Annotated in this window: 8 protein-coding genes and 2 pseudogenes; 7 read left to right on the plus strand and 3 right to left on the minus strand. The window is 68.9% G+C overall.

Annotated features, from left to right (window positions below; all coding sequences use genetic code 11):
* Positions 1 to 329: 329 nt before the first annotated feature.
* Entirely contained in the window at positions 330 to 1,325 is a 996-nt protein-coding gene (locus OG774_RS22500) for a PIN domain-containing protein (RefSeq protein ID WP_328304487.1), read from the minus strand.
* 242 nt (positions 1,326 to 1,567) lie between these two features.
* Positions 1,568 to 1,960: a hypothetical protein gene (locus tag OG774_RS22505; protein ID WP_328304489.1), complete on the minus strand. Its 393-nt coding sequence runs from the start codon at positions 1,958 to 1,960 to the stop codon at positions 1,568 to 1,570.
* Positions 1,961 to 2,393: 433 nt separating this feature from the next.
* Here OG774_RS22505 and OG774_RS22510 point away from each other — a divergent pair, with 433 nt between their 5' ends.
* Complete coding sequence (locus OG774_RS22510; RefSeq protein WP_328304491.1) at positions 2,394 to 3,041, plus strand: hypothetical protein; 648 nt, start codon at positions 2,394 to 2,396, stop codon at positions 3,039 to 3,041.
* A gap of 169 nt (positions 3,042 to 3,210) precedes the next feature.
* Here OG774_RS22510 and OG774_RS22515 read toward each other — a convergent pair whose 3' ends face one another.
* Entirely contained in the window at positions 3,211 to 4,104 is an 894-nt protein-coding gene (locus OG774_RS22515; RefSeq protein ID WP_328304493.1) for a hypothetical protein, read from the minus strand.
* Positions 4,105 to 5,810: 1,706 nt separating this feature from the next.
* Between OG774_RS22515 and OG774_RS22520 the strand changes: the two genes are divergently transcribed.
* The 6 genes and pseudogenes from OG774_RS22520 to istB all read left to right on the plus strand — a co-directional run bounded on the left by OG774_RS22520 (position 5,811) and on the right by istB (position 11,283).
* Complete coding sequence (locus OG774_RS22520; protein ID WP_328304495.1) at positions 5,811 to 7,001, plus strand: hypothetical protein; 1,191 nt, start codon at positions 5,811 to 5,813, stop codon at positions 6,999 to 7,001.
* Positions 7,002 to 7,318: 317 nt separating this feature from the next.
* Positions 7,319 to 7,743, plus strand: a pseudogene (locus OG774_RS22525) (transposase); the annotation flags it as partial.
* Positions 7,744 to 7,907: 164 nt separating this feature from the next.
* On the plus strand, positions 7,908 to 8,684 hold the full coding sequence (locus OG774_RS22530) for an ATP-dependent DNA ligase (protein ID WP_328304497.1): 777 nt from the start codon (positions 7,908 to 7,910) through the stop codon (positions 8,682 to 8,684).
* Complete coding sequence (locus OG774_RS29875) at positions 8,575 to 8,874, plus strand: ATP dependent DNA ligase (protein WP_442873903.1); 300 nt, start codon at positions 8,575 to 8,577, stop codon at positions 8,872 to 8,874. The genes OG774_RS22530 and OG774_RS29875 overlap by 110 nt, the downstream gene beginning before the upstream one ends.
* Before the next feature lie 330 nt (positions 8,875 to 9,204).
* A pseudogene (istA, locus tag OG774_RS22535) lies at positions 9,205 to 10,480 on the plus strand (IS21 family transposase).
* Positions 10,480 to 11,283: an IS21-like element helper ATPase IstB gene (istB, locus tag OG774_RS22540; RefSeq protein ID WP_328304499.1), complete on the plus strand. Its 804-nt coding sequence runs from the start codon at positions 10,480 to 10,482 to the stop codon at positions 11,281 to 11,283. The pseudogene istA and the gene istB overlap by 1 nt, the downstream one beginning before the upstream one ends.
* The last annotated feature ends 1,368 nt before the right edge of the window (positions 11,284 to 12,651 follow it).

A 12,651-nucleotide genomic window follows, 5' to 3' on the forward strand; every position in this document is an offset into this window, starting at 1 on the left:
CTCTTCTCGGTGCTTCGGTGAGTCTCGTTCTTACTGTTGTGACTGTTTTTTCGTCCAGTTAGGTCACCGCAGGCTGGTGAGTGGGCCGCTGCAGGTCTCCGGGTTTTGTCGTCGTCGGGCTAGCGGTGCCAGGAAGTGAGACCGGGGCTTGTCGCCAGAACCTCAGGTCTTCGAGAGGTTCCACAGGTCTCCGCGCTGAGGGCATGAGCCGGCTCATCTCGAGTCGCCTCACCGGCTGGCGGCCCGGAGACAACACGCCCTGCTCTTCGCAGGGCGTGTTGTCCTACGAGCCATCCTGCTCTGGCTCCGACCTACCTCGGAAACACGTCCTAGGTGTCGAGAAGTCCCTCGTCGTCCCAGGCAGTCCCGAGCACCCAGCGCAGCGTGGCTAGCTGGCCGTTTACAAAGCCCCAGTGCCAGTCGTCCCAGGGCCCGACGTTCTCCGGGCCGTAGCGCTCGACGACGCGCTGAGCGGCGGCCTCGGCGCCAGCTCGAATCTCGGTGTTCATAGGCTCGATCTCGCCCCGCTCCTCCTGCTCCAAGTGAATCAGGTGCCTGATGTACCAGACTTTGTCGAAATACTCCTCGGCCGCCGCCACTATCTCGCCGTAGGTCCGAGACTCGTCGTCCGACTGCAAGAACTCGACCTCTGCGACCTCCTCGGCGAATGCTTCGCCGAACTCGTTGGCCATGAGCTCACGCAAGCCGTCGACTCCAAGGCAGTAACGAGAGCGGGTGCCGTCGAACAGCTCGGCCAGGTCCGGGTGGGGCTGGCGCTGGTCACCGCCGGTCGCCGAGAAGTCCTTGTGGTTGGACGTGACGAAGACGAATGAGTCGCCCGCCTCGCCGTGTTCCGTGGCCGTCCGGTACAGCTCCATCAGCAGCGCATCAGCAACGCTGTTCTTGGCCAGGTGGAACGGCGCGCGCTTGTCGAGCGCCCGCCGCACGACCCGCTGTTGCTCCTCAGCGCTTGGGTCGAGCCGATAGCCTCGCTCTAGCAACTCCCGAGTCTCCCGGAAGTTCTTCAGTGTGGTGCCGCTGACCATCTGGACGCGCTGGGTCATCCCCACCCACTCCTGGGAGCGCTCTATCCCGATGTCATCAAGGTCTCGGCCCAGGATCTTGACCCTGTCGGTGATGCTCTTGGTAACCCGCTCCTCAGCGTGCGGCCTGTTCCGGTCGAACTCATCCATGACAAGCGCCGGCACGAGTAGGCGCAGCTCGCCCCAACGCTCGAACTGGCGCAGCGGCACCAAGAGAAGTTGGCCCTCCCGACTGCCGGCGAGGTCGAGCCAGGTGGACGTATCGACCAGCACGGACAGCACAGCGAGCGACCCTAGAGGACCGTCGCATCGCTCACGACGGTCTCGATCTCCTCCAGTGGCACCCGGCTCGTCGGCCCCACCGAGATCGTGCGATCGGTCGACGCCGCCCCGGAGCTCTAGACCGTCTCCTTCACCTACAAGCCTCGCTCGCCCTCTGGCAGCACTGTCGAGGCCTCTCGCGGACCACGGGGCGAATGCGCGGCGGCGACGATCTGGTAAGGAGTCCGAGATCGGGCCCGGGATCAGGGTGATCGTGAGAAGTTGACCGGGTGGGGGAGAGCTTCGGCCCGTACCGGCTCGAGCACCTGCTCGGGCGGGGCGGCATGGGTGAGGTCTGCCGGCTTCAATGTCAGCGGGAGCACCTTCCGGGCATAGAGCGGGAGAGGATGGCCTAAGGTTTCGATAGGCCACGCGGTGGCTCCTCGCAGCTTCAGTAGTTCGATCGCGACCATGGCCTTGGCGGCGAGAGTGCGGACCGAAGTTGTTCGTGCCGTCCGTAGGTAGGTGCCCACCTGTCGTAACGGATCAGCGTGCAGCAGGGCGTCGATCGAGCGTCCGATGAGGTCGACGCGGCCGGCTTGCGAATCTGCCGCCGCGACGCAGCCGAACTCCTCGACGAGATCCGCCACGTCCACGACCGGTCCAGGCAGACCTACTTACGTCGCGAGGCGATCGACGGGTCGCTCGACGTCTCGCGCCGGTACGGCCGGGACGATCGACCGGAACTTCCGACTTTGGATGGCCCGGCGACGAACGGGGCTGTCCTCTGCCGACTGCTCATCGGTGGATCGACGAGGGGTGTGTTGTCCCACGTCCAGGGACTCTGTCGGTGAGCGGCCCGACCGGTCGAGCCCTGCCTGACCGTGACGCGAACGCGACCTGTCCGATACGAGCTCCAATTAACGTTAGCTCTTCGTGGCGCGGCGCAAGAGAATCTGCACAATCCCGAGGTCGTGTCGCGTTAGCTTTCACTGGGTTGGATCGAGCGCGGATATCGCCTGTAGGCAAATGGCCCAGGCGAGACGCAGAAGAGCCACCCATGCGGCCGCGTCCTCCCTTCGCTGGACGGTGCATAACGAGCTGGCGGGCAGCCGCATCGCTTGGGCTTACGTCCAGCGCGCAACGCATGGAATACGTGCCCGCCGATCAATCCTTTCGCAGCCGAGGAGCACGGAGAAGGAGAAGCGCGCGCAACAACAGCGCGAGGCGCAGGCAACCAACAAGAAGCTGGCAAAGGAGCGTGCTGATCGCGTCTCGCGGGCCAACGCCTACGCTGTGGAGTATATATTCACCCCAGAGCGCTTCTACGATCGACTCGCCGCGCAGCTTATCGAGACTGCGGCCGGTCAACGGTCGCAGAAGAAAGGCCATTGGCTCTGCATTCAGCTGAAAGAGACGATCACGTCGATTAACCCCGCTACGTGGGCAAGCGCAGCTGAGAAGCCAACCGTCTCCGCGCTGCAGAAGGTCGGTTTCCGCCCGGTTGTTGCTAATGGACTGGGGGCAGGGGCCGCCCTGGGCATCCGTGTCGCCTTTTCGCGAACACCCCTTGCCGACATCATTACTTCGCTCCGCGTACTGATCTCGTTGGTCTGCCCGAACTTGAACGAGTGCCCTGCACGATCCGAGGCGCTGATCGCCTATCTCTCGCCGACCCTGTCGCGGGAGCTACACGACCTCGAACGAGCGAGCGAGGTCCGCGCCCAGAGCTCCTGACCCGTAAGCAAGTACGAGCCGCCACTGAAGACACGTGTGGCGAGCCGGGCCGCAACGGGACGCGTGGCACCGTCGGGGTGGAGCTGATCGCCGGGGCCGGTGGCAGTGACGGGGCGAAGCCGACCGACAAGACCGGTGCTCTAGCCGACTTGCAGGTCAGAAAGCCGAGTCAAGGCCGCAGCGTGGTTTCGTTGTGGCGTTCGTTGCCGTCGTCCAGCCAATCCACGTGGCAGACGACCTGGCTCGCCGTCCCCATGTGGCCCAACAGCGGGTAGCCCGTGGACGCTCCGGCCGCCAGAACAGGGATGGTCTGGTCCTCATCGCCGCCCACGTACGGGAGCCCGGAGGGGTCTCCACCCGGTGCCGGCTCCAGGCGCCACGTGATATCTCGGGCCTCGGACCCGCCCTCGTTGGTGAACACCAGCCGCTTCTTCGTCTTTGACTTCGGCTGGCCCTTTGAGCTGTATTCGGTGACGTGCTGAGAGTCGATGCTCGGGATGATGTGGGAGCGCCCTCGTCGACCGCCCGAAGGCGTCGCGGGTTCCCAATCCTTCTCGTGACGCCGCACAAGGCGGTTCAAGATCGTGTCGACCTGGCGCTCCAGGGCTCCCGAGTCCTCGTACTCGACCAGGAGTGCCTTGGGCCGCACTTGTTCGTTTAGGTACTTGTCGAGCCGGGCCCGCTCCTCGTGGTCACCTCGGGGAGGGACAGGCTTGACACAGCGCAACACGCTCACCGGCTTACCGGCCGCGTGCAGGTGCATGATCTCCTCCGCGGTTCCCGACTCGGCCGTGCCGGTCGGGGTGCCGAGGCGGCCCCAGAAGATCGCCAGGCCCATGTCGACGACATCGACGAGCTGGCGGTTGAGGATGTCCTGCGGAGGCTCACCGAACTCAGATGCAGCGTGCTCGGACCAACTCACCGGTACGACCACGTGCTCGAACTCCTCGCCGAGCAGCACGTTCCACCGAGTGATCGCCCGACGCACGGCGGCCAGGTCCGAGTCCTCGACGTCGCCAGGACAGGAAATCAACATCCGCAGGGCGGTCGCACGGTAGGTCATGACCTTCAGTGTCGCCTGAGGGTCCGACAGCCCCGCTACTCGCCCGACCATCGTCGACGAGGTCGAAACCGGTGCCTCCCGGACTCGAGGCGACGGGCGAGAGACAGGAGGCCGGTCGGTTGCGAGCCCAGGGGCACTAGGTGTAGTGAGCTTCCCCCGGTAGCCCGGAGACCGACGATCATGGCCGTAGGCCGTGAAGGGAGTCTCCGATGGCAGCAGCGAAGAAGTACCCCGACGAGCTGCGCGGGCGGGCGGTGCGGCTCTACCGGTCGTCCACCCCGCGCCCGACCTTCCGCCAGCTCGGAGAGCAGTTGGGGGGTCCATCACGAGGCGCTGCGCAACTGGGTGCGCCAGGCCGAGGCCGAGGCCGACGCCGGCGAGCGTGACGACCGTCCGACCAGTGCCGCGTCAGAGGAGCTGCGCCCGGCTGCGCAAAGAAGTCGCCGAGCTGCGGCCTGGTCGTCGGGGTCGGCCAGCTAGAGCGCAACGTAGAGCAGGCCCCACCCGTTCCGGCGCTCCGAGTGCCACAGCGCGCTCGACGCGCCTCCGCGCCCCTCGACGTCGTGGTGTCGCCAGGCGTGCCGGTGGTCGAGTTCCTTGGCGATGGTGGTGGCCGGCAGCGGCGCGCGGTGTGAGGAGTTCCGAGGCCGTAGGTGGCGCTGACGTAGCCGGTGATCGGCGCGGGGTCACCCAGCGCAGCGTGCAGGTCGGCGATGGCGGCGTCCCCGCGGAGGTCGGTGGCCTCGAGGAGCCCTGCTCGGTGCGGGTCGCGTCGGGCCCGAGGTCGCGGGCGCACTCCGCGCTGAAGCGCGGGTCGGTGCTGCGCTCGAGTCCAGCTTGACCGCGCCGCGCAGGAGATCGGGGGTGCGCGGCGGGGCGGTCAGCTCGGTCACGGGGCTGTCCTCCGGGGCCGTGGCAGATCGGTGGCACCGGGATCGTCCCGGTCGGGTCGCGCCGGAGCGCGCCGTACCGGTGGGTCGGCGGGTGGGAGGCGCTCCCTGCCCCGAGCAGGTGTTCGTAACGATCTCGGTGACCTGACCGAGATCAAGCCGATACCAGGGACCTTGGGGGGCGACGTGTCGGTCGAAGGGCGTGCATCAGGACGTCATGGTGCACGGGGAAACGGCGTGGACCTCCGGAGCCGCTGGCGTCGGATGGCATGGTTGCTTACGGCGCTCGCGACGGCGTTCTCGATCTTGGTCGCGGCGTGTGGTGTCCCGGGGGGCCGTGGGCCGTCGCCCGGGCAGGTCGGCGCCTCGGAGTCACTGCTGCCACCGGATCCCGCGCCGCTGCCGCCCCCCGACGCTCGCGGGCGCGTCGAGGCGGCGCGAGCGGGCGCCGGAGCAGTCGGCCCCGACGGCTCCGAGGGTGCGAGCTCCGACTCAGCTCCCTCCGGCGGCGATGCTCCGGGTCACTCCGGATCGTCACGAGGTGCCGTCGCCCCCGACGGTGCCGCTGATCCTGCGCCCTCCGCGTCCACGGGTCGGGAGGGTGCCGGCTCAGGCGGCGGCGGAGCGCACGACAGCGGTCCTGCCCGGGGCCCGAGCGGCACAGCGGGCGGGGCTGGCGACCCCGGCGCGGGAGCCTCGGCGGGACTCCCGGGCCCTCATCCTGGCGGGCCGGGTAACGGCGTCGGCGCGGTCCCGCCGGGCGGTGGCACGTCTCCCGTCGCCGCCGCCCGGGTGACCCCCGACGCGGGTGGCCGCGTGGCTGTCGGCGGAGCCTTCCTGGAAGTCCCGCCCGGAACCGTCGAGCGCGCCACGACGGCGCGGATCACCCGGATTGACGCGGACGTCTACGACATCCACATCGACGGCCCGTGGACGGGCGAGGTGAAAGTGGGGCTGCCGGTCGCTGGTCCCGAGGACTTCATCGTCCACGAGATCGACGAGCTGTGGCTGCCCGAAGGTGATCGCGGCGAGCGCACCGCACAGGTGCGCACGCTCTCGCTGTTCTCGACGTTCACCAAGCTCGCCTCCGACCTCAAGGAGAAGCTGTGCCTGCCGCAGCTAATCACTGGCAAGCGCACCGCGGCCCTGCAGTGCCTGGTGGACGCAGGGATCGAGGAGATCAGCAAGGCGGCCGCCATGAAGCTGCTGCGGGAGATGGTCGACGACCCGTGCTTCGAACACCTCGAGGCCCAGGCGGGCAACGGGGGGCAGTTCGGACCAAAGGTGGCTCTCGTGGCGATCATCGCGGCGATGTTCACCGGGCCCTGCCGGGGCACGGCGTCAGCGCCCGGCGTCCCGGTCGTTGCCGAGCCCGTGCTCTCGCAGACGTCGGTCCGTGCCGGCACGCGCATCGACGTCGAGCTCAGGACGCCGTGCCCGACCCCGTGGGGTGGAGCCCCGACCTCGGAGGTCGGGCTCTACGCCGCCGGCGGTATGACCCGGCTGGCCGAGGGAGTCGGGGTTGCCGCCCCTGGCGAGGCGATCCGGCACTTCTGGCTCACGATCCCCTACCAGAACCGCCCCGGTGGGGTGGATCTCTCCACCGGGAACTACGTCGTGCGGGCCGCCTGCAACGAAGGCACGACGCAGCGCTACCGCGACGCGCCGCTGCGGATCGTCGGACCGTCGCTCGCGATGACGGCCTCGCCCTCGGCCGGGCCGGGTGGCCGGGTGACGGTCCGCTCGGTCGATCCGTGCCCGATGTCGGACGGCACGGCCAACGTGCGCCTGCGGCAGATCCGTGACTTCGGGGGCCCGTCGACGCGCATCGACGGGAACTACCAGGGCAACGACGCCTGGCCGCACTGGGAGGTGACGATCGAGGTGCCAGCCGACGCCTCGACCGGGCAGTACGCGGTCGAGGCCCACTGCAGCGGCACCCACAACGACACGGGAACGCTGACCGAGACCTGGTACGGAGCGGAGGCGGTCGCGATCGGCGGGTGACGGGCAAGGTCGTGCGGCGACCCGCGATGGCGTCAGGGCAACTCCGGCTTCCGCTAACATCGAACATGAGTTCGATCACGGTGATGGCTGGCTGCCACATCGCGATGATGTCGCAGTCGGGTACGCGGACGTTGCCGGGCGGAATGCTGGCGATGTGCGCCTGGGTGACCTCCACCCGCTCAGAGCGACACCGCTCCGCAGCACTAGTACTACAGCCTGAGTGTAGGTGGCTTGTTGGGTGTGTCGGCTTGGTCGGGACGGTCCGATGAGATCTTGTCCAGGCGGTGGGCGACGATGTCGGTGTGGCCGAGGTCGAGGTGTGGGCTGACGGGTTCTCGCAGGTTGAGGAGCTGCTGGCGCCGCGGTTCCGGCGTAGCGAGCCCAGGAGCCGGGCTGCGGGTTATGCCCAGGGCTTGATGTCGGGGCTGGAACGCAAGAATGGCTGGACGATCTCCGAGGCGACCGGGGCAGCGTCGCCGAACTCGGTGCAGTGGCTGCTCACCGGCGCGGACTGAGACCCCGACCTGCTGCGCGACGACCTGCGCGGCTGGGTGGTCGATCGCCTCGGCGACCCCGACGGGGTCTTGGTGGTCGACGACATCGGGTTCCTCAACAAGTGCACCAGTCCGCCGAGGTGCAGCGCCAGTACACCGGCACCGCCGGGCGGATCGAGAACGCCCAGATCGGGGTGTTCCTGGCCTACAGCACCTCCGCCGGGCGGACCCTGCTCGACCGGGAGCTCTGATGGCGCTAGCTGAAGCTTCCCACTCCTGCCAGATCAACTTCCCCAGGTTGTACGGCGGTCTCGGCGTGGTGTCGGAGCCGGGCGAGGGCCTACCGCTGGGCTCGCGGGTGAGTGGTCACCGGCGGAGCAGCGGGAGGCCCGGATGCTGTCCGGGGGCAGATGTGGAAGCGCACGCGTTGCGCGAGCAGGGCTGGACGATCTCGGCGATCGCCCGGCATCTGGGCCATGACCGCAAGACCGTCCGCGCCTATCTCGAGGGCCGGGCGGGTCCCCGAGCAGCGGGTGCGCCGCGAGCCGACGCTCGCGTCACCGGGTCCTACCCCGAGTTCGCCGCCGCGCTCGCCGAGCGTCTCGGGACGCGGCGGGCGGTGCTCGACGGCGAGGTGGTGGCCCTCTCGGTACCCGCTATTGGGGCGCCGGCGCGCCCGAGCTTCGACCGGCTGCAGCTGCGCATGGGCGTGGCCCGGCCGTCGACGGCGCTGCGCGCCGAGGTGCCGGCGACCTATGTGGCCTTCGATGTCCTCTGCTTCAACGGTGAACCGGTCACCGACCGGCCGTGGGCCGAGCGACGCCGGCTGCTCGAGGACCTCGGGCTCGACGATCGCCCGCGGCTGGTCGTGTCACCGCGGCTCGACGGCGTCGACCCCGCCCAAGCGCTCACCCTCGCCGAGGCACACGGCATGGAAGGCGTGGTCGCCAACGCCGCGACGCGCCGTATCGGCCCGGCCGCTCGACGGCGTGGATCAAGACCCCGATCTGGCACACCAGCGAATCGGTCATCGGCGGCTGGCCACCGGGCCGCGGACGCCACCACGGCAGCCTCGGCGCATGCTGCTCGGCCACCCCCAGCCCGACGGACAGCTGCGCTACATAGGCCACGTCGGTACCGGCTTCACCGACGCCGCCCGCAACCGTCTCCGCGACCTCCTGGCCGGTGACGCGCGCACGTCGAGCCCCTTCACCGGGCCCGTCCTCGACCAAGCCCGCGCACGGTGGTGCGCACCCCGCCACGTCGGCGAGGTCCGGTTCCGCAGCTGGACCGACGACGGGCACCTGCGTCACCCGTCCTGGCGCGGCCTGCGACCCGACCGCGACCCAGCCGAGCTGATCTCGCCGAGAAGCGGCTGACCGGCGGTCGTGACATCAACCAGACCGCGCAGCACCCTCGGGACCCCGAGTCGGGCGTCGACTCAACCGCCCCGGCATGTCCGGAGACTTTGGGGTGCCCCGCGCCCACCGCCGGGCCTACCTCGACGGCGCTGCCTCCGTTCTCGGCTACCGGCCCTTGATCTCGCCGTGAGCACCAGTTAGCGCCGCGCGTCGGCAGCTCGTGGGCCCTCTCCGGACTCGTGGCATGGTGCCGTCATGCCCGACGAACGCGGAACACGTGCTGACGACGGCTGAACCCTGACCCCCTGACGGCGGGTGAACTTGGACCCCCCTTGCCGTTAGGGAGGGGTGCTGAAGGTGGAGGACTGGGCGGAGATCCGGCGCCTGCACCGGGCGGAGGGGATGCCGATCAAGGCGATCGCCCGGCAGCTCGGGGTTGGACGGAACACGGTGCGCCGGGCGTTGGCCGCGGACGCGCCACCGAGGTACCAACGCCCGGCGAAGGGCTCGATCGTCGACGAGGTCGAGCCGCAGATCCGGGACCTGCTGGCGTCCTGGCCGACGATGCCGGCGACGGTGATTGCCGAGCGGATTGGCTGGACGCGGTCGTTGACGGTGCTCAAGGACCGAGTCCGGGAGGTGCGGCCGCTGTTCACCCCGCCGGACCCCTCGTCGCGCACCGAGTACCGGCCCGGCGAGCTCGCTCAGTGCGACCTGTGGTTCCCGCCCGCCGAGGTGCCGTTGGGCGCCGGCCAGGCGGGGTCGCCGCCGGTGCTGGTGATGGTGGCGGGCTACTCACGGATCATGACCGCGCGGATGCTGCCCTCGCGGCAGGGCCCGGACCTGCTGGCCGGGCACTGGGCCCTGCTGAGCGGATGGGGCGCGGTGCCGCGGGCGCTGGTGTGGGACAACGAGTCCGCTATCGGCTCGTGGCGAGCTGGGCGCCCGCAGCTGACCGAGGCGATGAGCGGGTTCCGCGGCGCGCTCGGAATCAAGGTGATCCAGTGCCGCCCGGGCGACCCCGAGGCCAAGGGCCTGGTCGAGCGGGCCAACAAGTACCTGGAGACCTCGTTCCTGCCCGGGCGCGCGTTCGCCTCCCCGGGCGACTTCAACGGCCAGCTCGGGGTCTGGCTGGCGCGGGCCAACCAGCGCCACCACCGCCGCCTGGGCGCTCGCCCGGTCGACCGCTGGCGCGCTGATCGGGCCGCGATGCTCGCGCTGCCCCCGCTCGCGCCGGCCGCCGCGACCTCGGGATGGACCACGAGCCTGCGCCTACCCCGAGATCACTACGTCCGTCTCGACGGCAAACGACTACTCGGTGCACCCCACCGCGGTCGGGCGCCGGGTCGTGATCAGCGCCGACCTCGAGCACGTCACCGCCCGGCTCGCTGATGGTCAGGCCGGCGCCCACGTCGCCTGCCACCGGCGGTGCTGGGCGCGGCACCAGACGATCACCGACCCGGATCACGCCGACGCGGCCGCCGCGCTGCGCCAGGCGCACCGCGAGCGGCCAGCCCCGCCAGCGCACGACGAGGTCGCCTACCGCGACCTGGCCGACTACGACCGCCTCTTCGGCCTCGACAGCGACATGCCCGGCAGCGACGTGATCGGGGAGGCGGTCTGATGGCCACGAAGAACACCACCGGCCAGAACAGCCGCAACATCACCGCGGAGCTGGCGTTCCTGACGCGGGCACTCAAGGCGCCGTCGCTGGCCGCAGCGGTCGAACGGCTCGCCGAGCGCGCCCGGACCGAGTCCTGGACCCACGAGGAGTTCCTGGCCGCCTGCCTGCAACGCGAGGTCGCCGCCCGCGAAGCCCACGGCGGCGAGGGCCGCGTCCGCGCCGCCCGCTTCCCGGCCCGAAAGTCGTTGGAGGACTTCGACGTCGAGCACCAGCGCTCGCTCAAGCGCGAGACCCTGGCCCACCTCGGGACGCTGGACTTCATCGCGAACAAGGACAACGTGGTGTTCCTCGGTCCGCCGGGCACCGGCAAGACCCACCTCGCGATCGGGCTCGGCGTCCGGGCCTGCCAGGGCGGGCACCGCACCCTGTTCGCCACCGCCGCCGAGTGGGTCGCCCGCCTCGCCGAAGCCCACCACGCCGGACGACTCCAACAGGAACTGGTCAAGCTGGGCCGTGTGCCGCTGCTGATTATCGACGAGGTCGGCTACATCCCGTTCGAAGCCGAGGCCGCCAACCTGTTCTTCCAGCTCGTCTCCTCCCGCTACGAACAAGCCTCGCTGATCGTCACCAGCAACAAGCCCTTCGGCCGCTGGGGCGAGGTCTTCGGCGACGACGTCGTCGCCGCGGCCATGATCGACCGGCTCGTGCACCACGCCGAGGTCGTGTCCCTCAAGGGCGACAGCTACCGGCTCAAGGACCGCGACCTCGGCCGTGTCCCCGCCGCCGGCAAGACCGACGACTGAACATCAACAACCACCGAGGGGGGTCCACTTTCGACCGTCGCCAGGGGGTCCAGGTTCAGCCGCCGTTGACAACACGAACGCCCGTACGCCCAATGATCTTCCGCTTCGAGAGCTCTTGCCGATGACGCGCTTCACGGGGGAGGAGCCCGACCCACTTGCCGAGGTCCAGGAGGGGGACCCTGACACAATCGATCGCGGCGAGTGGAGCTGTGGTGCCATCGGCCCCGGCGTGTGGTGGTGCAGTCGGCCGCCACGGCACCCCGGGAAGCACATCGCCGGGAACGGCGAGTATGTCCTGCGAGTCTGGGCGCGTGAGTAGAGGCAACTGCTGCACCCGAGCCCTTCCGCCTTATCAGGTGCATACCGCCGGTCTGATCTTGAGCTGTGGTTAGAGCGCGCAGTGCGTTGAAACAGCCTTACGCAGTTCGACAACCGGCTTCAATGACACCAGGACGAAGTTTGCTGCGACGATGTGCCCGGCTGAGGCACCGATCCGGGCGGAGCGCCGATTAAGAGCTTAGTTGGAAGGTCGCGCTACGCGGTTCAGGTCGTCGAGGCGGGCAGCGCATACGGCGTTCGGCTGAGCCCGATCGTTGAGGCAGGTCTCATACAGGCCGGCGAGCATGATGGTGAGGGCGCGACGATTATGTTCTATCGCCGCCTCTTCGGCGCTTGGAGCTGAAGGCGTCCGCGCCCTCTCTGCTCCACAGCGTTCGGGGAGTGCCGTATCTCGGTCAGTCTTCGTGATCGCGCTCCGCGCCTCCGCACACGCTCTCGCGGTTGCGATCTGAGCATCGTTGCGCGCGCTAGTAAGGAAGCCTGAACCACCAGCGAGTACGACTAGACCGACGATGAAGAGAACCGCGAGGCCGACGGTGCCTCTTCCTCGCACGGCACGCGAGGCGCGTTCCCTAACGACGAGAGCGGCCACCCTGGCCTGGGTGGCCCTGACCTCGGCTCGGATTATGTCAGCCTGCAGCTGTAGCTGAGGTTTCCTAGTGTCGTCCGCTCTCGCGGCAATGCGCTGGAGTCGCCAGCTCCTAGCTTCGTACGCTAGTAGCGAAGGGGCGCCATTGAGTCGGGCCATATTGAGGTAGGCCCTGCGAACAAGCTTCTTCTCGTGAGGGCCAAGTTCTTGTTGAGTTTCCTCTAAATTGGAGGACGTGAATACGGGCTTCGTGGCCTTCCATAACGCGGCCGAGAATCCGCCTAGGGCGATCGAAACTAGAATGAATCCGCCCACGACAGCCGCCACGGACCAGGCCGTTTCTGGAGTCCAATACTGTGGCGTCAGATCGGTTGCCTTGGTGATGCCGAGGGCTCCGAAAGCGAGCGCGGCGAACCCTAGTAGTCCTTTGGCGGCAGCGT

The organism is Actinomycetospora sp. NBC_00405 (genome assembly GCF_036044095.1).
Classification (GTDB): Bacteria; Actinomycetota; Actinomycetes; order Mycobacteriales; family Pseudonocardiaceae; genus Actinomycetospora; species Actinomycetospora callitridis.